General features: G+C 60.3%; 23 protein-coding genes and 1 pseudogene. 9 read left to right on the top strand and 15 right to left on the bottom strand.

Going from position 1 to position 18,895, the window contains the following annotated elements; genetic code table 11:
- The 4 genes and pseudogenes from J6497_RS38470 to J6497_RS38455 form a co-directional block, all read left to right on the top strand.
- A partial coding sequence (locus J6497_RS38470; protein WP_225709382.1) for a hypothetical protein occupies positions 1 to 201 on the top strand: 201 nt, incomplete at its 5' end.
- Positions 202 to 245: 44 nt separating this feature from the next.
- On the top strand, positions 246 to 788 hold the full coding sequence (locus J6497_RS38465; protein WP_225709381.1) for an integrase core domain-containing protein: 543 nt from the start codon (positions 246 to 248) through the stop codon (positions 786 to 788).
- 16 nt (positions 789 to 804) lie between these two features.
- A pseudogene (locus J6497_RS38460) lies at positions 805 to 1,035 on the top strand (NADP oxidoreductase); the annotation flags it as partial.
- 289 nt (positions 1,036 to 1,324) lie between these two features.
- Positions 1,325 to 1,582 (top strand): nuclear transport factor 2 family protein, encoded by a 258-nt coding sequence (locus J6497_RS38455; protein ID WP_225709380.1) that lies wholly within the window; start codon positions 1,325 to 1,327, stop codon positions 1,580 to 1,582.
- Between the two features lie 170 nt (positions 1,583 to 1,752).
- Here the strand turns inward: J6497_RS38455 and J6497_RS38450 are convergent, their stop codons facing one another.
- The 4 genes from J6497_RS38450 to J6497_RS38435 form a co-directional block, all read right to left on the bottom strand.
- Positions 1,753 to 2,412, bottom strand: coding sequence for an HAD family hydrolase (locus tag J6497_RS38450; protein WP_225709379.1), 660 nt, complete (start codon positions 2,410 to 2,412; stop codon positions 1,753 to 1,755).
- A gap of 5 nt (positions 2,413 to 2,417) precedes the next feature.
- Entirely contained in the window at positions 2,418 to 3,860 is a 1,443-nt protein-coding gene (locus J6497_RS38445) for a hypothetical protein (protein WP_225709378.1), read from the bottom strand.
- A gap of 59 nt (positions 3,861 to 3,919) precedes the next feature.
- On the bottom strand, positions 3,920 to 5,053 hold the full coding sequence (locus J6497_RS38440; protein ID WP_225709377.1) for a GTP cyclohydrolase II: 1,134 nt from the start codon (positions 5,051 to 5,053) through the stop codon (positions 3,920 to 3,922).
- A 141-nt stretch (positions 5,054 to 5,194) separates the two neighbouring features.
- The gene (locus J6497_RS38435; protein WP_376708340.1) at positions 5,195 to 6,280 is read right to left on the bottom strand and encodes an IS630 family transposase; all 1,086 of its coding nucleotides are present in this window, start codon (positions 6,278 to 6,280) and stop codon (positions 5,195 to 5,197) included.
- A gap of 243 nt (positions 6,281 to 6,523) precedes the next feature.
- On the opposite strand from J6497_RS38435, the gene J6497_RS38430 reads away from it, so the two are divergent.
- Positions 6,524 to 7,210 (top strand): RibD family protein, encoded by a 687-nt coding sequence (locus J6497_RS38430; protein ID WP_225709375.1) that lies wholly within the window; start codon positions 6,524 to 6,526, stop codon positions 7,208 to 7,210.
- On the opposite strand, the gene J6497_RS38425 is transcribed toward J6497_RS38430, so the two are convergent.
- From J6497_RS38425 to J6497_RS38410, 4 genes are read right to left on the bottom strand one after another with little or no spacing between them, the layout of a single operon-like run.
- The gene (locus J6497_RS38425) at positions 7,171 to 7,980 is read right to left on the bottom strand and encodes an SAM-dependent methyltransferase (RefSeq protein WP_225709374.1); all 810 of its coding nucleotides are present in this window, start codon (positions 7,978 to 7,980) and stop codon (positions 7,171 to 7,173) included. The two genes, J6497_RS38430 and J6497_RS38425, sit on opposite strands and share 40 nt — an antisense overlap.
- Complete coding sequence (locus J6497_RS41100) at positions 7,977 to 9,026, bottom strand: glycosyltransferase family 4 protein (RefSeq protein ID WP_225709373.1); 1,050 nt, start codon at positions 9,024 to 9,026, stop codon at positions 7,977 to 7,979. The genes J6497_RS38425 and J6497_RS41100 overlap by 4 nt, the downstream gene beginning before the upstream one ends.
- Positions 9,023 to 9,424, bottom strand: a complete 402-nt coding sequence (locus J6497_RS38415; protein ID WP_225709372.1) for a 6-pyruvoyl trahydropterin synthase family protein — start codon at positions 9,422 to 9,424, stop codon at positions 9,023 to 9,025. Before J6497_RS38415 ends, J6497_RS41100 begins: the two co-directional genes overlap by 4 nt.
- 9 nt (positions 9,425 to 9,433) lie before the next feature.
- Positions 9,434 to 10,423 (bottom strand): zinc-dependent alcohol dehydrogenase, encoded by a 990-nt coding sequence (locus tag J6497_RS38410; RefSeq protein ID WP_225709371.1) that lies wholly within the window; start codon positions 10,421 to 10,423, stop codon positions 9,434 to 9,436.
- A 75-nt stretch (positions 10,424 to 10,498) separates the two neighbouring features.
- Between J6497_RS38410 and mdoH the strand changes: the two genes are divergently transcribed.
- Complete coding sequence (gene mdoH / locus J6497_RS38405) at positions 10,499 to 12,319, top strand: glucans biosynthesis glucosyltransferase MdoH (RefSeq protein ID WP_225709370.1); 1,821 nt, start codon at positions 10,499 to 10,501, stop codon at positions 12,317 to 12,319.
- Between the two features lie 3 nt (positions 12,320 to 12,322).
- Complete coding sequence (locus J6497_RS38400) at positions 12,323 to 13,066, top strand: FkbM family methyltransferase (RefSeq protein WP_225709369.1); 744 nt, start codon at positions 12,323 to 12,325, stop codon at positions 13,064 to 13,066.
- A gap of 48 nt (positions 13,067 to 13,114) precedes the next feature.
- Here the strand turns inward: J6497_RS38400 and J6497_RS38395 are convergent, their stop codons facing one another.
- From J6497_RS38395 to J6497_RS38380, 4 genes are all read right to left on the bottom strand, one after another.
- Positions 13,115 to 13,642 carry a c-type cytochrome gene (locus tag J6497_RS38395; RefSeq protein WP_225709368.1) on the bottom strand — a complete coding sequence of 176 codons (528 nt, stop codon included), beginning with the start codon at positions 13,640 to 13,642 and terminating at the stop codon, positions 13,115 to 13,117.
- A gap of 159 nt (positions 13,643 to 13,801) precedes the next feature.
- Entirely contained in the window at positions 13,802 to 14,416 is a 615-nt protein-coding gene (locus tag J6497_RS38390) for an integrase core domain-containing protein (RefSeq protein ID WP_225709367.1), read from the bottom strand.
- 74 nt (positions 14,417 to 14,490) lie between these two features.
- Positions 14,491 to 15,507, bottom strand: a complete 1,017-nt coding sequence (locus J6497_RS38385) for an integrase core domain-containing protein (protein WP_225709366.1) — start codon at positions 15,505 to 15,507, stop codon at positions 14,491 to 14,493.
- On the bottom strand, positions 15,440 to 15,799 hold the full coding sequence (locus J6497_RS38380) for a hypothetical protein (protein ID WP_225709365.1): 360 nt from the start codon (positions 15,797 to 15,799) through the stop codon (positions 15,440 to 15,442). The genes J6497_RS38385 and J6497_RS38380 overlap by 68 nt, the downstream gene beginning before the upstream one ends.
- Here J6497_RS38380 and J6497_RS38375 point away from each other — a divergent pair.
- Together J6497_RS38375 and J6497_RS38370 are read left to right on the top strand one after the other, a co-directional pair.
- Complete coding sequence (locus J6497_RS38375; RefSeq protein WP_225709364.1) at positions 15,798 to 15,986, top strand: hypothetical protein; 189 nt, start codon at positions 15,798 to 15,800, stop codon at positions 15,984 to 15,986. The two genes, J6497_RS38380 and J6497_RS38375, sit on opposite strands and share 2 nt — an antisense overlap.
- A gap of 378 nt (positions 15,987 to 16,364) precedes the next feature.
- A complete protein-coding gene (locus J6497_RS38370) occupies positions 16,365 to 16,616 on the top strand; it encodes a hypothetical protein (protein ID WP_225709363.1) in 252 nt (83 codons plus the stop codon).
- Between the two features lie 179 nt (positions 16,617 to 16,795).
- Here the strand turns inward: J6497_RS38370 and J6497_RS38365 are convergent, their stop codons facing one another.
- The 3 genes from J6497_RS38365 to J6497_RS38355 all read right to left on the bottom strand — a co-directional run bounded on the left by J6497_RS38365 (position 16,796) and on the right by J6497_RS38355 (position 18,742).
- On the bottom strand, positions 16,796 to 17,029 hold the full coding sequence (locus tag J6497_RS38365) for a hypothetical protein (protein ID WP_225709362.1): 234 nt from the start codon (positions 17,027 to 17,029) through the stop codon (positions 16,796 to 16,798).
- A 100-nt stretch (positions 17,030 to 17,129) separates the two neighbouring features.
- The gene (locus J6497_RS38360) at positions 17,130 to 17,420 is read right to left on the bottom strand and encodes a hypothetical protein (RefSeq protein ID WP_225709361.1); all 291 of its coding nucleotides are present in this window, start codon (positions 17,418 to 17,420) and stop codon (positions 17,130 to 17,132) included.
- A 464-nt stretch (positions 17,421 to 17,884) separates the two neighbouring features.
- Positions 17,885 to 18,742 carry a coiled-coil domain-containing protein gene (locus J6497_RS38355; RefSeq protein ID WP_225709360.1) on the bottom strand — a complete coding sequence of 286 codons (858 nt, stop codon included), beginning with the start codon at positions 18,740 to 18,742 and terminating at the stop codon, positions 17,885 to 17,887.
- Between the last annotated feature and the right edge of the window lie 153 nt (positions 18,743 to 18,895).

Below are 18,895 nucleotides of genomic sequence, written 5' to 3'. Positions count from 1 at the left end.
ATCCACTGGCACCGCTCCGGCTTTCGCTGCTATTGGCGCTGGAAGTCACGATCTTTGGGAGGGCGACCGCCGATCGAAACCGAGCTGCGCGCGTTGATCCGGCGGATCAGCGTCGAAAATCCGCTGTGGGGCGCGCCGCGCATCCACGGCGAACTGCTCAAGCTTGGGTTTGAAGTCGCGCAGTCGAGCGTCGCCAAGTAATGGTCAAACGGCGGGGGCCGCCCAGCCAGGGATGGCGGACCTTCATGCGTAAGCACGCGCCGGACATTGCCGCCATGGACCTGTTCGTTGTTCCTACCATCGGTTTCGACCTGCTCTATGCCTTCGTCGTCGTTCGGCTCGACCGCAGAGACCTGGTCTGGATCAACGTCACAACACATCCGACGGTAGAATGGGTTGCACGTCAAATAACAGCAACCTTTCCTTGGGATGAGGCCCCGGACTATCTCATCCGCGATCACGACCGGATTTATCGCAGCGTTGTCACGCGCCGATTGCGCGCCATGGGCATCCGGGACAAGCCTACTTCACCGGCTTCACCTTGGCAGAACGGCTTTGCCGAACGGCTGATCGGATCGATCCGGCATGAGTGTTTGGATCACGTCATCGTTTTGGGTGAGGTGCATCTCCGCCGGATTTTAAAATCTTGCGCTCATTACTACAACGGCGTCAGAACTCATCGATCCCTGAACAAGGATGCGCCGGTCTCTCGCTCGGTCCAGCAAACCGGCGTCATCAGTTCACGCGCCGTCCTGGGCGGACTTCATCACCACTATGGTCGGATTTAGGGTTTTCGGTACACACACCTTCAATCATCTCCAGCCGCATCTTCTGTCGGGCGATCCGAGCCGCAAAGGTAGCAAGCGGGTGCTGTTCTACTCCGGCGACGATGCCGCTGCGAAGGCGCAGGTCGGAGCGCTGATCGCACGGCTGGGCTTCTTCGGCACCGACCTTGGTCCTCTGGCCGTTGGAGGAAGCCTCGTCCAGTTCCCCGGAGGCCCGCTTCCCTCGCTGAACCTCGTGAAGTTCGGTTGAGGCACGGCACGCCCTGGAGGTCGATAGCTTGCGGGCGTCTCTCCTCGATACGTCCAAACGTTCAGTCTGCACCTTTTTGAACGCGCGACCTTTGACTTTATCAGATTATTCGCGGCCGCCGGCGCGTATCTGGCGACCGTTAACAAGCATCACGAAAAGGACCGTCCATGTCTAGCATCGAACCGGACTACGACCATGTGCTTCGATCGAACCTGGAGCGTGTCTTCAACGAGCGCGACGATGCCAAGAGGGACGCGGCCATCGCCGAGTTGTAGTCGACGAACCGATCATGTACGAACCAACGAACATCGTTCGAGGTCGCACGGAGATATCGAGAATCGCTGCATCCTTGCTAGAGCAGTTCGGCCCGACCTTCACCTTCCATACCGACGGATCGGCTGTCGGTCACCACGGGCTTGGACATCTCTCCTGGCATGCCGGAACGGAGGACAAGCCCATTACGGTGACCGGCACCGATATCGGCGAAATCGTCGACGGGCGCATTTCGCGTCTATGGGTTCTGTTGAATCTTCCGCTGGAAAAGTAGATGCGAACGTCCACGTGCGCTCCGATAAGGCTTGGCGGAGGAAGATGCCATATGCTTCGCCCTAAGGAGGAAGTCCGAGAAGCTGGAGGAATGATCGGGCTACTCTGTTTCGTACTGGCCGTACCGCTCTCCAGGATTTGATCGTCCTTCGCGGAAGAACCACAGTCAGCTTACTCGTCCAGGATAAATCGAATGCAGTTTCTGAGTTCATCCACGGCCCGGGCAACGCGATGTGCACCCGCCGCTGTCAGGCTGTCCGCTTGATGATATCCCCAGCCGACGCCTATTGATCGCAATCGCGCCGCTTTGGCCATTTCCATGTCAAACGTGGTATCGCCGACGAAGATCGCGTTATCCGGCGTCACGCCCGTCGCAGCGAGTGCCTGAAGCAGCATCGCTGGATGCGGCTTGGAGGGCGCCATGTCGGCGGCCTGGATCGTCTGAAAGTAGCCGCTCCATTGCAGCGCTTCCAACGCGGGAGCGACGGTGTCGGACCTGTGACCGGTAGCGATGCCCAGGGTGATACCCGGGGCGGAGCTCAGTTCAAACAGAAGCTCGGCTATGCCGTCGACCGGTTTCTCGGCAAAGGCGGGATCGGCTCGCAACTGCGGAAGCAAGAGATCATAGGCCCTGACCATTTCGCGGATTGGTGCCATCGGGCCGGCAAGTTGCCTGAGGATAACATCGAGCGATTTCCCGACCAGCGCCAGACTGTTGGCCGGTGACGGCAGAGGCAATCGAAACTCTGAAAACACGGTTCGATGGCTCTCCAGGATCAGGGAGCGGCTGTCCACCAACGTGCCGTCGAAGTCAAAGATGATCAGCTTCACGTCAGTCACCGGTGAAGGCATGAGTAGATGCGAACCAATTCCCGGGTCTGCACGGGAACGGCGAGCTCGGCATCCCTACTCTTGGCAGCCGTTGAGCAGGATAGCCAAAAATAGTTTCCTGAGGGATCGATGACCAGCCGGTTCGGCGAGAAATTCGAGAGGATGATCGATAGATACGGAATGGTCGAGAACCACGACAGGGGCGCGAGAGCTGGCGCAATCCGCTCGGACGAAACGAAACGCGGATTTCCGAGTGCTGGGTCCGACTCGTTGCCTGTCGCGAGCGACGCAATCGCGGTGCGGTAGTCGGTCCACGCCGCAACGAATTTCCTGGTCTCGATCGCATGAATTAAGGTCACCGCAACAAAGATCGAGGCTAGCGCGCACAGTGTCCCGTCACGGGGCGAGATAAGGGCGCGCTGCAGCCTCGCCAATCCATTGAGGACGAGTCCTTCCTGGGTCAGGGCGGACAAGGTTGCCATCGCGCCGAGCAAGGGAGTGGCGATGACCAGCGCAGTCCGCAGATAGTAGCGGCTGCTCGCATGGACGGAATGGTCGAAACGGAGCCAATAGATGCAAAGCAATCCGAGCAAGATTCCCAGAGCGTAGATGCACGCCCATCCGGGAAGCCATATGGAGATCAGTACCAAGATTCCGGCATAAGCGATGACTGCCGTCAGCACTACCAGCACGACCTCCACTTTGAAGATTTCGAGATCGAAGAAGTGTAGCGCGGCCCGCAAGAACGCGTCTGCATAGTAGTTGTCGGGCGGGAGTAGGACCTTCGACGCCGCGGCCAGGATCAAAATGATCATCAAACTGACCGCTGCGCGTACGAACGGCGCGCTCCGCAAGCCACGCGGCGCCAGTGTTGCCAGGATGGCCAGCAGCAACACCAGAGCCCCTTCATGCGTGAAGCCAAGCAGGAGCTGCGCGGTAAACACCAGGATGGCACCGGTGGTGTTTGGTTTGGCATAGTGGCTCAGTACCAGCGTGGGCCAGAATATCGCGTGGGCGAGCCACATTTCGGTGGGAAAGCCGAAGATCAGCGGGCAGAGCAGGGCTGTCGAGCCGCACGCGTAGACAAAGATGAGACGGCCGGGCGACCGGTCGGCCACGTAGGTCACGGCCAGTCCCAGCAACGGAGCAATATAGAAAAGCAGCCCGTAAGCGATGACGCCAACCCAGGGATTGCCCGTAATTCCGACCAGCGCCTGGGCAGGCAACAGGGTCAACAGGAAGACGGACGTTCGGCCGGAAATGTTATGCCAGTGGAAGGCCCAAACGTCTTGGACCGCAACCGCGTAGGAAAACATGGCGCCGTCGCCATAGAGCTCAAGCTGGTAGCAAAGCGCGACCACAACGAATGCGACGGACCAGCACAGGCCGGCCGCAATGATCAGAAGCCGGAATAAACTGTCATCCAGGCGCTGCGCCCGACCCGACATGTCAGCGATTGTCCGCACGAGGCACGATGCAGCTCAACGCAAATGGAGGCATTGCTGGCTCAGGACTTTTCGCCGGCCGAAGCCTTCAGAGTAACGAATTTGTGTCCGGAGCGTACTGCCTTCGTCGTCAGGTAGCGCCTGTTGTGGACATTGACCGACGCCTCGAGCGGGGCGCGGGCGGTGATCTCGATGCCAGCCTTTGTCAGCCCGTCAAGCTTGGCCGGATTGTTGGTTAGCAGGACGATCCGCGTGCAGTTGAGTGTTCGCAACATGAGCGCCGCAATGCCATAGTCGCGCTCATCGTCTTCGAAGCCCAGCGAGGTATTCGCATCGCGCGTATCAAGACCCGCGTCCTGCAATCGATAGGCCCGCATCTTGTTCGCAAGGCCAATACCGCGGCCCTCTTGGGCCAGGTACAGAATGATGCCACCGCCGAGGCTTTCGAGGCGCGTGAGCGCGAGTTGAAGCTGGTCGCCATAGTCGCATCGCCGAGAGCCGAACACGTCTCCGGTCAAACATGCCGAATGAAGCCGGACCGGCACCGGCTCAGCAAAATTGGGCTTACCGACGATGATGGCGACCTGATCCACACCGAGAGCATCTCGAAACACGACAAAATGCGCTGACGTTCCCGACGCCAGTGGAATTGAGGCTTCGCTCGCAACCGCCAGCACGTTCGTTGCGCTGGCAGCAAAGCGCTCGACCGCATCCGCCTCGACGGCGACCATCGAATGCATCAAGTCGCTACCGACGTTCGCCACTTTCGCTGCAAGGACCGCTGGCAGGCCGCGGTTCAGCTTACGGAGTCGGATCGCAGCCGCGGCAGCACGACCGGCGGCCTCAGCCTTTGCGGCAAAATGATCCTTCTCAGCCCCAGCAGCGAGACCGAAGATAGCGCCGGCGCCGGTCTCTGCGGAAAGCGGCAGCGCCATGGGCGTTGACGCCTCGATACCGATCGTGCGCGCTCGCTGCTGCGTGATGATCAGTTTCGGTGCGTTCGGACTGCACAGCATCGCAAACTCGTGCAGCCGTTGGTCGTCAATGCCCTCAAGGGGCAAAACGAACAAAACCTCACGCGGGACGATAACGCGAATAGGCCTATGCGCTTGCAGTTCGCTCAGGGCGCGGCCGACACTGAGGTGTTCCTTGCTACCAAACAGGGCCGAATTTGCTGGTCTTGGCGCGGCGCTCATTCGCGGGACCTTCTTTTACTGGGCGCGTTCGTGGAACACCGAAAGTCCTCAATCATTCCACTAGAAATCAGATGGATTTTTAGGATCTAGTGGCCGATAGTAGCATTGATAACTAGTGTCCCGAACCAGAAGTTCGCGACATTACGATGCCTGGGCTTGGGCATTGTATCGGCAGAAGCGTTCGATGGAAGCGAGGATGTCGTCGGCAGACTTGGTCCATTTGAAGGGCTTGGGATCGGTATTGTGATGACTGATGAAGTCCATGATGTCAGCGCGCAGAGCCTGAACGCTGCGATAGATGCCGCGCCGGATTTTCTTGTCGGTGATGAGTGCGAAGAAGCGCTCGACCTGATTGAGCCAAGACGGGCTGGTGGGCGTGAGATGGACATGCCAGCGTGGCCGTTTGGCGAGCCAGTTGCGGATCAGCGGGGCTTTGTGCGTGGCGTAGTTGTCCATGACGAGATGGACGTCGAGACCGCGCGGAACGGCGGCCTCGATCGCGTCGAGGAACTTGCGGAACTCTGCAGCACGGTGACGGGGATAACATTTGCCGATGACCTTGCCCGTCGCAATGTCGAGCGCAGCGAAGAGCGAGGTCGTGCCGTGGCGCGTGTAGTCGTGGCTGCGCCGTGCGGGCTGACCGGGGCGCATGGGCAACATGGGCTGGCTGCGGTCGAGCGCCTGGATTTGGGACTTCTCGTCCACACACAGGACGACGGCATGCTGGGGCGGGGAGACGTAGAGACCGACCACATCGCGCACCTTGGCCACGAAATCCGGGTCGGTCGAGAGCTTGAACGTCTCCATCCGATGAGGCTGCAAACCGAAGGCCCGCCAGATGCGCTGCACGCTTGAGACCGACAGCCCGCTTTCCTTCGCCATGCCGCGCGAGCTCCAGTGGGTCGCATCTTTTGGAAGGCTTTCCAAGGTCTTTACGATGGTGGCTTCGATGCGCGCATCACCGATCGTCCGGGGAGCTCCGGGCCTTGGCTCGTCGCGCAGGCCCTCCATGCGGTCCTGTACAAAACGCCGACGCCACTTGCCGACCGTCATCTCGACCACACCGAGCTTCGCCGCCACCTCCTTGTTCTGGCAGCCTTCCGCACAGGCCAGGACGATCCGCGCCCTCAATGCCAGGGCTTGGGCTGTCTTGCGGCGGCGAGCCAACGCCTTCAGTTCAGCCCGCTCCTCGTCGGTTAGGATCAGGGGTGCCAGTTGCCGCGCCATCGAATGCTCCATCGCTGTTGCCTGCAAAGACATGGCACAGCGATGCGACTCTGACGCGAATCCAATGATGCGAACTTGTGACTCAGAACATTAGCGAAACCTCGAATTTTGATTTCTGCCGTGCAGCTTAGCAATTTTCCGACCCGCAAATTTGCTTCTCCCGACACTTGGGAGCGCTTTGTTGAGCGTTTTCGTGGGGGTCAGCAACCGCTCCCGCAAACCTGGGCGGATTTATTCGGCCCCTTGCACAACGGTACGGTCGACGATCTCGTGATTGTGGGGCAGGTCGGCCAGTCGCTCGACGGTCGGATCGCGACAGCGACGGGCCACTCGAAATACATCAACTGTCCGGCCGGCATTGAGCATCTGCACCGGCTGCGCGCGCTGGTCGATATTGTCGTGGTCGGCGTTGGAACGGCGCTGGCCGATAACCCGCAATTGACGGTCAGACAGGTCGCCGGCCCCCATCCGGCGCGCGCCGTCATCGATCCGAGAGGACGCCTCGGAGCGAATGCGAGATTGTTCGCCGACGACGGCGTCCGTCGTCTGTTGATCACGGCAGAAGGGTCGCGGGTCACGCCACCGCCCGGCGTCGAGATCATCGCGCTGCCGGCGACGGACGGAAACATTGCGCCTTCTGCGATCGCCGCGTCGCTGAAGCGGGCAGGGATGCGCCGGATCTTGATCGAGGGCGGCGCTGACACCGTCTCGCGCTTTATCGCGGCTCGATGTCTCGATCGCCTGCATGTAACGGTCGCACCGATCATGTTGGGCGTCGGAGGTCCCGGCATCGAGTTGCCGCCGCTGGAGCGCGCAGACCAGGCCCATCGCATGCCGGTACGCGTGCACAGGATCGAGGACGATGTGCTGTTCGATTGTGATCTGTCCGGTCAGCGCGTGATGCTCGGCGTGGCAAAGAAGTCGACGTGACCCACGCGCATCGTTGAAACGCGTTCCCTGACTGCGTCTTTCCGTCTGACCAGCCAATTGCCGATATCGCGGCATGGTAGTGCCTCGACTTCACTCGCCGCAGCGGCCCATCCGGCCAGCAATTCGACCTGGATATCCTGATCGGCCGCTCCAATCACCCAATCGGATTTGCCGTGCGCTACCCGATATCCGCGCGCCTCAAACCGGGCGATAGCGGCAGCGGAAGCCGATGGACCCAGCGCCGGCCCAAAGCCCTTGTCGGTGCGTTGATGGGCATTCACCGATGATGTGATCGCCGCATCGAGCGGATCGGCCGGATGCAGGTCGATGCGGCCATCATAGGTCAGCGCCGCATAGAGGGGCAACGCGCGCGCCGCGACATGCTGGGTAAAGCGATCCAGCCAGTTTTCGGAGACGAGATCGAGCACCGCCGAGATGGTGATCAGGTTCTTCGTGCCGTCGAGCGTCGCTTCGAAATGGCCGCTGAGGTCGAGCGGAATGGCATTCAGCCTGACATCGCCGCTAAATTTTCCGCTGCATGCCAGCGTCAACAGGCGGCGGTCGTTGTCCACGAGATCCCAGCGCTGTCGCGCCGGCAGGCGTGAACTGAGCGCGCGGACGGTGGAGCCTGCGCCGCAGGCGAGATCGACGACGCTTATTGCGTCCTGCGACTGGAACCTGGCGGCTACCGCATCGAGCACGATCGGATCGCGAGCGCACAAGTCATAGCGTTCCCGCAGAGCCAACCATTCTGCAGAGAAGCCGCTCATGCGAGCTTTCCAAGGGCGCCGGCGAAGATCGCGCCGGATTGCCGCCAGGTGGGCAGCATCCGCGCCGCCACCAATGCCGCATCCGACAGACGGCGGCGCAAATCCACATCGGAGATGACGTTACGCAGGGCTTCTGCCAGCGCGGTCACGTCGCCGGCGGTTACCAGCACGCCGGCCTCTTGCGGAACGGTGTCTGGGATCGCTCCCGCGTTTGTCCCAATCACCGGAAGGCCGTGCGACAATGCTTCGGCATAGGCCATTCCGTACCCCTCAAAGCGTGAGGCGAGGACGAACAGATCGGCTTCGCTATAGAGCACGGCGAGCCGTTTGGCTGACACGACGCCAAGCGCTTCGATCCGGCCGGTAAGCCCGTGTTGAGATATGCTTGCCTGAAGTCTTGCTGCCTCGTTTGGATCGCGCGTCAGGTCGCCTGCGATCGTTAGCCGCCACGGAAGGTCGGCGAGCCTCGCAAGGGCGGCAATGAGTACGTCGAATCCTTTGCGAGGCACGACGGCGCCGACAGACAGCAAATGCGGTACTTCGCTTTGACTTCTTAATGACTGCGGCACCGGATCGCTACCGGGCCTTGCCACCGTGATGTGCTCGACTGCTACGCCATAATCAACGGCGACCAGCCTTGCGGTCGCAGGGCTAGTCACCACGACTTCGTGCACCGCAGCAAGTGCGGCTTGTTCGCTGCCACGCAGCACATTGGCCCGATCGGCAGATAATCCCCATTCCAAAGCCAGGGGATGATGCACGAGCGCGACCAGCGGATTCCGACCCGCAAGCTCCGCCGCGATATCCGGTATGACTCCCAGAGCCAGGCCGTCCAGCACGATCGGTCGGCCGATTGGCACCTCTAGCAGGAGCGACCGCGCCGCAGTCCGGGTCGTCTCATTGGGCGAAGGAAATCCCTTGCCAAGATCCAGACACTCGACGTCCCACCCCAATTGACGCAGTTCGGCTATGATTCGCCGGTCGTAGGCGTAGCCGCCGGTTGGCGTATCAAGACTGCCTGGCACGGCGAAGACGACGTGCTTCACCACAAGGGCGCCTCGTATTGCGCGCGCGCAACGTGCGACTCGGAGAGTGTGATGCGCAGGGCCTTGAGCTCCCGCCCGGGACGGCCGAGTTCACCGGCGCGGGCGGGCTTTGCCAGGCCGTCGAAAATATATTTGGACAGGAATTCCGTGGTGGTGTTGCTACCCTTGAATTCGGGCACGTCGTCGAGATTGCGGTAGTTGAGCGGCGTCAGCACCGCCTTCAACGCATCGTGAGCGCGGCCGATGTCGATGACGATTCCGTTGTTGTCGAGCGCTTCTGCGATGAAGGCCGCATCGACCACGAAGGTCGCCCCATGCAGTGCCTGCGCGGGCCCGAAAACCGCGCCGTGGAAGGAATGAGCGATCATGATGTGGTCGCGAACTTCGACGGTGAACAAGGCGGCTCCTTACGAGTAGATGATGGGTTGACAGAGTATCCCGCTTCCGGGGTCGAGAATTCCCGGCAGCCGTTGCGGCAAATCGTGAAACGCAACCGCCGGTGCCAGTAATGCATCGAGCCGTGGATCACAGAGCAGCGCAATGGCGGCGGCGAGACGGCGGCCGTGTGTCCAACGTGGGCGGTGCGATGGAGCGATCTGTCCGACCTGGCTCGATACCAGCCGAAGCCGGCGGCTGTGGAAGGGGCCTCCCAGCGTGGCGGTCACTGCTGCGTCACCGTACCAGCTCATTTCGAGCACAGTCGCTTCGTCACCGGCCAATTCGAGCGCGGTGCGCAGTCCATCAGGTGAACCGCTGGCGTGAACGACGAGGTCACAATCTCCTATTGCGTCTCCGGGTCCCGTGAAACTAACCCCGAGCTTTCCAGCTAATTCCGCGCGGGTCGGATTGATATCGATAAGCGTAACGTCCGTCCCGGGAATCCGCCCGCACAGATAGGCGACGAGGGAACCGACCACGCCGGCCCCTATGATGACGATGCGATCGGCTGGTCCCGGTGCGGCGTCCCATACACCGTTAAGCGCGGTTTCCATATTAGCCGCCAGCACCGCGCGGTGTGGTGGCACCTCTTCAGGAAGCGCCAGGACTGCGCCTACAGGGATGTTGAAAGCCGTCTGGTGCGGATACAGCGCAAAGACATTTTTGCCGCGCAAGACGTAGTCGTCGCTCTCGACACGTCCAACGGCGGCGTAGCCGTATTTGGCGGGAAAGGGAAAATCGCCCGCCATGAACGGCGCGCGCATCCGCTCGAACTCGCCCACGGGTACACGTCCGCCAAACACCAGCGATTCAGTTCCGCGGCTGATCGCGCTATAGAGCGTTTTCACGCGTACTTCGCCGGCACCAGGCGCAGCCATGGCTTCCTGGCGAATCTCGACCTCGCCGGGTCGGCAATACCAAAGGGCCGAAGCAATTTCGGCGCATGCACCAACAGCCATTTTCTTCGATCTCGAACTTGGAATTTCCGCCGACTTGACGTGTTATAAGGAGTAATCTGCACCGCCCGCCGGCGAATGAGAAGTCGTAACCTGCTGCAAGTAGCCCGCCACGTAATGATACAAGCTGATGCCGACGAGAACAGCGCCCTCGCGCGGCGGGCGATTTTTGCCGTCCTGTTCTTGGCGATCATGGGAGGATCGCTGTGGCTGGCCGCGCTGGCGTTGACGCCGGGCGGATTTGGAATCCTCGACCTTACGGCGCTATTCCTGTTTGCCGTCACCTTGCCATGGATGGTCGCGGGATTTTGTAACGCCGTGATCGGCTTCGTGATCATGCGCTTTTTCGCCGATCCCGTGGCTGCGGTGCTGCCCGCGGCCGGGCTGATCCGGGACGATGATCTCGTGACGGCGTCGACTGCGGTCCTTTTGTGCGTTCGCAACGAACTGCCAGCGCGCATCATCCGCAACCTGGAACCGATGCTTGAGGGTCTCCATGCTTCAGGATATGGCGAGCGCTTCCATCTTTACCTTCTCAGCGACACCAACGATGCCGATCTTGCGGCCAGGGAAGAGGCGCATTTTTCCGAATTGATCGCACGTTGGCACGATCGGATCGCCATCAGCTACAGACGGAGAAGGGTGAACACCGGCTTCAAGGCCGGCAATATCCGCGAGTTCTGCGAGCGCTGGGGAAGCCGCCATGAGCTTGCGGTCACGCTCGATGCCGACAGCTTCATGCCCGCGGATGCGATCATCCGACTCGTTCGCATCATGCAGGTGGATCCCAGACTTGGTATCCTGCAAGGCCTCATCGTCGGGCTGCCATCGACCAGCCTGTTCGCTCGCATCTTCCAGTTCGGCATGAGGCTCGGCATGCGCTCCTATACGATTGGGAGTGCGTGGTGGCAGTCCGATTGTGGCCCTTATTGGGGGCACAACGCCGTCCTGCGGCTCGAACCGTTCATCAAGCACTGTCAGATTCCGCTGTTATCGGAGGGAGGCGAGGCGGAGCGGCATATCCTCAGTCACGACCAGGTCGAGGCGGCGCTGATGCGGGCTGCCGGCTACCACGTGCGCGTGGTGCCAGGGGAAGATCTAGGGTGGGAGGAAAATCCGCCGACACTGCTGGAGTTCATGCGCCGCGACCTGCGCTGGTGTCGGGGCAACATGCAGTACTGGCGGCTTCTCGCGCTACCGAACCTCAGATCGGTCAGCCGCTATCAGCTGGTGCTTGCGATGCTGATGTTCATAGGCTCTCCGGCATGGATCGGTTTGCTCGCGCTCGCAGTGGTCGCGCTCGTACGGAGTGACGATGTCGCCATGATCATGCGCCCGGATGCCGGAATTGCGCTCTTGGCGTGGGTGCTCGTGATGTGGTTTGCACCGAAGATCGCGGGGGCCTTCGACGTCCTGCTCGCGCCGAAGGAGCGCCGTGCATTCGGCGGCGCGAGCCAGTTCACCGTTAATTTCGTCCTCGAAGCCATCTACTCGATGGTCCTGTGTCCGATCCTCTGGATCAGTCACACGATTTTTCTCCTTGGCCTGTTGTTTAACCGCGAGATCAGCTGGATGGGGCAGGTGCGCGACGATCATGCGGTGCCTTTGAAGCTGGCGCTGCAGGGGCTGTGGCCACAGACGCTCGTCGGATGGGTCGCGCTCAGCCTTGTGCTGGCACGCACGCCATGGGCACTTCCATACGTTCTTTTGCTTGCTGGCGGCCCGGCCGTGGCAGTTCCCTTTGCGATGGTGACAGCCTGGCCTGCACTCGGCAGCCTTGCAGCCCGCATAGGCGTCGGCCGGCTGCCTGAGGAGACGGCAACGCCGGAGGATCTTCTGGAGTTGGCGTTGCCTGCGATCAAGTCGGAGAGCCAGCCGCCTCTGGCAAGCTCGGCGTAACCGATGCTCGGCGCCGTCAGGGCCGGACGTGCCACCCTCAGGTCATTCCGTATCTACTACGGAGACAAGAAGCGGGCTGCGGCGATGGACAGGTTCTATGGCAACTTCATCCGGCCCGGAGATCTGGTGTTCGACGTCGGTGCACATGTCGGCGATCGTGTTGCCTCGTTTCGCCGGCTCGACGCGCGCGTTGTCGCGGTGGAGCCGCAGCGTGCGATGGTCAGGACTCTCAGGCTGCTCTATGGCCGCAGCAAATCCGTGGCGATCGAAGCGGTTGCGGTAGGGCGCGAGCCGGGCAGGGCGCGCATGCTGATCAATATCGACAACCCGACCGTGTCGTCGGTCTCTCCGACGTTTGTTGACGCCGCGCGGGGCGCGCCCGGTTGGGAAACCCAGCGCTGGAGCAAGACTGTCGATGTCGAGGTCACAACGCTGGATCGGTTGATCGCCAAACACGGCATTCCGGCATTCATCAAGCTTGACGTGGAAGGTTTTGAGGCCGAGGCGTTGCATGGGCTGTCACGCGCAGTGCGCTCGCTTTCATTTGAGTTCACCACCATTCAGCGTGATGTGGCACTAGCCTGCGTCGAGCGCTGCTCAGCGATGGGCTACGCGCGTTTCAACGCGGTCCTTGGGGAAAGCCAGACGTTGGTCGGGGTGTGGATGAGCGCGCGCGACATCGCGCGTTGGCTGATTGAGCTGCCGCAAGCTGCCAATTCAGGGGATATCTATGCCGTCGCGGACTGAGCGGCTGCCGCTGGAACAGAAGAATGTAGCGTTCAATTTCCGCTGGGGCTACTGCGCCTGCTTCGGTTCGACCGATGCAGTCCAGGTCTTGTAGTCGGCGTCGGAGACGCTCGGCAGCTTCTTGACGAAGGCCGCTATCGACCAGATTTCGTCGTCCCGAGCGCCCGCTTGCTCGAAGCTTGGCATGCCCGTCATGTTGATGCCGTTCTTGATCACCCAGAACAGTTGCGCGGGCGAAAGATCGCCTGCGACCTCCTTCAGATTCGGCGGGTCCGGATGCAGTCCTTCCGAGAGCTTCAGCCATTTGACGCCCGGTGCGCCGTGGCAATGCGAGCAACCGTAGCTGGCATAGGCTTGGGCGCCAGCCTGCACCATCGCAGCATCCCCAAACGAGGCAGGCGGGCTGTCGTCGGCATGACGATCGATGGATGCAGTCCGCACCCGGGTTAGCGCCCACGTTACGGCGGCGGGGTCTTCAGCCGTCGCGGCGACGCTATAGAACCCACCAAAGAAGAAGACGGCACAGCCAATGCCGAGCACGATCGCTAGTGCACCAATTGTCGCAAGAAAGCGCATGCAAAACCTCCGACCGTCTGTTTTGGGCCACCAAACTGAAAATAGTGGCCCAGCCTGGAATAACGAACTGCTCGAAAGGTTGCATATGATACGACATAATCGTCAAATTTGACGCTGTGTGTACCGAAAACCTTCGAGTTGATGAGGTGGCGGAATCGCCTAAGCTGGAAGTATGATCGGGTTACTCTGTTTCGTTCTGGCTTGGCCATTCAAGTCGAAGTTGCGGCTTGAAGCTGAGAACGCGGCTGTGTGTACCGAAAACTTTAAGCTCGAGCGTAGTGGTGGTGAAGACCGCCGAGGATGGGGAACAATCTGATGCTTCCGGTCCGCTGAACCGGGGGGCAACCGGCGCGTCCTTGTCCAACGACGGTGCGTTCCGATCTCGTTGTAGTAGCGTCCGTACGATTGCAGAATCTGACGCAGATGCACCTCGCCCAGGACAATGATGTGGTCCAAACACTCGCGGCGGATCGATCCGATCAACCGTTCGGCAAAACCATTCTGCCACGGCGAGGCTGGTGCAGTAGGCTTGTCCCGGATGCCTATGGCGCGCAATCGCCGCCTAACGATGGTGCCATAGATACGCTCACGATCACGAATGAGGTATTTTGGGGCTTCATCCCAAGGAAAGGCCTCGGTGATCTGACGTGCAACCCATTCCGCGGTCGGATTTCTTGTGACGTTGATCGAGACAAGCTTTCTGCGGTCCAGCCGGACGATCACGAAGGCATAGAGCAGGTCGAAACCGATGGTCGGAACAACGCACAGGTCCATGGCGGCAATGTCCGGCGCGTGATTGCGCAGGAAGGTCCGCCATCCCTGGCTTGGCGACTGTGGGTACCGCAAACCTAAACCCGCGCATAATGGTGATGTAGTCCGCCGAGTATGGGGAACGATTTGATGCTTCCGGTCCGGTGAACCGGGCGAGTGACCGGCGCATCTTTGTCCAACGACCGATGTGTTCTGATGTCATTGTAATAGCGTGCGTAAGATCGCAAAATTTGGCGTAGATGCGTCTCACCAAAAACGATGATGTGGTCCAAGCACTCGCGGCGAATCGATCCGATCAACCGTTCGGCAAAACCATTCTGCCATGGCGAGGCTGGTGCGGTCGGCTTGTCCCGAATGCCCATGGCCCGCAATCGGCGTGTGACGATGGTGCCATAGATGCAAGCCCGGTCTCGGATGATGTAGCCCGGCGCCTCGTCCCAAGGAAATGCCTCGGTGACTTGGCGGGCAACCCATTCGGCCGTCGGATTCCTTGCGACGTTGACCCAGACCAGGTTTCTGCGGTCCAGTCGGACGATGACGAAAGCATAGAGCAGATCGAAGCCTACGGTCGGAACAACGAACAAATCCATGGCGGCAATGTCCGGTGCGTGATTACGCAAGAAGATCCGCCATCCCTGATGGGACGGTGCTCGCCGCCTGACCATGTATTTGGCAACGCTTGATTGAGCGACCTCAAACCCGAGTTTGAGAAGTTCGCTGTGGAGGCGCGGCGCGCCCCAAAGTGGGTTCTCGACGCTCATCTGCCGGATCAACGCGCGCAGCCCCACCGCGATTGGCGGCCGCCCTCCGAGTGAGCGCGATTTCCAACGCCAGTAGCGGCGAAACCCGGCCCGATGCCACCGCACGAGCGTCTCGGGCCGGATGATGGTAAGAACCTGAAGGATAGACGGGAACCAACGATACAGCCGGACAAAGAACCAGCGATCACTGTTCGCGAATTGGATCCGGCCGGGCAGCCTGTGCCGCAAGATGATCAACTGATGTCGAAGCGCCGCGTTCTCAGCCTCAAGCCTCATCTTTGACTTGAATGGCGAGACCAAGACGGCCAGGACGAAATACAGAAGCCCGATCATTCCGCCAGCTTAGGTGATTCCGTAGCGTCATCAACTCGGACGAGGTTTTCGGTACACACACCATGGCGCGCAATCGACGTGTGACGACAACACCGTAGATGCGGTCACGATCGCGCATCATGTAATGCGAAGCCTCATTCCAGGGAAATGCCTGCGTGATTTGACGCGCAACCCATTCGGCGGTCGGATTTGTTGTGACGTTGATCCAGACGAGCTCTCTGCGATCTAGCCGGAGGATGACGAAGGCGTAGAGCAGGTCGAAACCGATCGTCGGGACGACGAAGAAGTCCATGGCGGCAATCTCCGGCGCGTGGTTGCGCAAGAAGGTCCGCCATCCCTGGCCGGGCGGCCCCCCGCCGTTTGACCATATACTTGGCGACGCTCGACTGCGCGACCTCAAACCCGAGCTTAAGCAGTTCGCCGTGAATGCGCGGCGCACCCCACAGCGGATTCTCCATGCTCATCTGTCGGATCAATAAGCGCAACTCGGTGTCGATCTGCGGTCGGCCTCCTGGAGATCGCGACTTCCAACGCCAGTAGCAGCGAAAACCGGCCCTGTGCCAACGCACCAGCGTCTCGGGCTGGATGATGGTAAGGACCGACAAGATTGATGGAAACCAGCGATACAGCTGGATGAAGAACCAGCGATCATGGTTCGTGAGCCGGACGCGACCACGCAGCCTGCGCAAGACCATCAATTGATGTCGAAGCACTGCCTTCTCAGCCTCAAGCCGCACCTTCGACTTGAATGGCGAGGCTAGGACGGCCAGCACGAAACAGAGCAGCCCGATCATCTCGCCAGCTTAGGCGATTCCATCACATCATCAACTCGGATAAGGTTTTCGGTACACACAGGCATGACCATGCACGTCAACAAGGTCCACCACGTTACCACCATCACCCGTGTTGCCGAGGACCTCGGCGAAGATGAGGACTGGCTGTCAGACGTTGCGAGCGAAATGGAGATCGAGGACGGCGTCATCTGGGTCTATAGCGTCGGAGAAGATGGCGTCCAGGCGTTCACCGACTTCGGTATCGAAAACCTGATCGAACTCATCCGGATGTACAAAGAAAATCCGGAATGGCTCAAGCACTGGCAGTCCGAATAATCCAACCAAGCTGCGGCCTACGCCGGATGCGTACGGCCGACCATACGCACGGCTGAGCTTACCGGGGGGCAAATCCGGTGGTCCGCTGGAGACGGGTAGCGATGTAGCCGCGCAAAGAAGACGACGAACGAGCTATGAGCCGGCTAATCTGGTGCCATATGCTTTGTCGGCCTACGGCTTTAGTGCTCACCGAGCATGATCACCCGGTCGAATGCCGCGTCGACGCCATCCATGAACGCCAACGCGCGGGGCAGTGATGGTGCCTCGTAGGTGATGGCGCCGCCAGGGCCGCCCCACATGATCTCGACGTGCCAGTGATCGCCGACCCGGGCGATCGACCCGGCCAACGTGTTCGGGGCGCGCTTGATGTTCACCCTGTTGTTGTCAACTTGGTCGGTTCGGAACGTTGTCATGGTTCGGCCCTTCTTTGTCTCGGGCCTCCGCCTGGATTACGGCCGTATTTAAACTCGCCCGCATCTTTGGTGTTCCGAAATCCGGCCTGCAGACAACACATCAATGGACCTTGGCGGTCCCGCTGCTGGCGCAAGGAGCTGGCGTTTGCCGTATCGAACTGTTCAATAGATCTCGCAATGCAATCAAATTGTCCAACGTCATAACAATGCGAGCACGCACGACGCTTTCATGCTTAATCCGATCCGAATCGAATAGCGGACCTGCCTTTGGGCGAACGTTTGTAAAGGTGAGCGTCATAAGCGGCCCTGGCCCCGACGCCAGATTGATTTTCCCCATGCAAAGCGTTTCCGGAATATTGCCTAGGTCTACCGTGAGCGGATCCTCGGCCATGGATGGTCTCCCAAAAAATCTTCCGGTCCTGATGGCCTGTTGACGATAGTCCTCCCCCACTTGCGGAGTCTTTGCGCATCAGGAGCTAAAGCTGAAGTACGCTTGAGCGACTGCTTCGTTCCTATGCGCCCGCGTTCAGGGCGGTGGGCCCGCTGGCCTCGATTCTTTTTTTGGGGCTTTTGGCAATGCTCGAGCTGAACGCGATGTAGCTCGTCAGCAGGGTCAGCCGAGGTCCCATGCGGGATGAGTATCAGTCGCTAAAGGAACTGCGGTTCTGGGGCGCAATGGTGACCGGTTTGCCCAGCCGCAGCCATGTTCCTTGTTCTGGTGACCAATTTCGAGCAAGAGATCACGAACCGAATCGAGCTGCTACGCGAACAGCTCGGCGCCTTCCGGCGTGATCTTCACGTAGGTGCCGCTCTCGTGCATCCAGAACCAGCCGCGCTCGAAAGTCGGTCACGGCATTAGCGCACTGACCATGGCCATACCAACGAGGGTTGCGGTTTTTTGGCTTGCGGCTGGGCCGGGGTTGGCACCGGCTTTGGCTTTGGCGCCCGGGCGACATTGGCCGACTGCCGGGGACGCGGCAGTGGTATTTCGGGCATAACCTTTGGCTCCTCGGGGCTCACCTTTGGCTCTTCAGGCATCACCTTTGGCGCTGAAGCGTTGGCGATGACGCGGGCGAGTTGTTCCTGGCTTGCGTTGAGGCGCTCGGTGAGCGTCTGGCTTTCGCGCACCATCTGGATCTGGGTCGCCTTGATCTCGTCGATGATACTGTTGTTACGTGCCATTTCTTGCTGGCTCGCCTTGAGTTGGCTCGCGACATTTTCATTGTCGCGGACCAATTCTTCTTGCCTCACCTGGAGCTGTTCGACCGCTTGCCTCAAGGCAGCGAGATCGCGCGTCATCGGCTGGAGCTGCTGCGCCAAGACGGAAGACAGGGCGACAACAGACGGCGCCGCGTTTTTCGGCGCGACTGCTTCCAGCCGGGCCTGCGCCAGAGGTGCTGGGTCCGAGGGGGCTATCATCGCCGTATGAGCGGAGGACGACCACCACCAAGCAGCAACACCAATGGATGCTGCCAACAGAGAGCAGACGAAAGCCACGTGGCGCCAATTCGCCAATTGATGAGTCGTTGCCAGCGGGGCACGAGACGTCTTCATGCTGGTCGGCGGGACCGAAGGACTGACTCCCGCTTCGCGCGCCAGGTTCGAAAGCTGCTCCGCGATCTGCCGTTCCGCTAGCCTGTCGTCCAGCGTGGAATCCATTTGGTGCTCCGTATCCAAATACAATGGCACCCCGCCTGAGAACGATCCGCGCATCTGCGCTACATCGAGCAAACGGGACGCAGACGGTTTTTGAACCTACGAAGGTTCCCAGGGATGGGCATGCAGCTGCATGTCACGTTCGTCTTTTTTACCAGCTCGCCCCAGAACCGTAACAACTATGTTCTCGGCCGGAACTACGGACATGAA

Origin of the sequence: Bradyrhizobium cenepequi, assembly GCF_020329485.1 — a bacterium.
Lineage (GTDB): Bacteria > Pseudomonadota > Alphaproteobacteria > Rhizobiales > Xanthobacteraceae > Bradyrhizobium > Bradyrhizobium cenepequi.
This window is presented reverse-complemented; position numbering and strand designations above follow the sequence as displayed.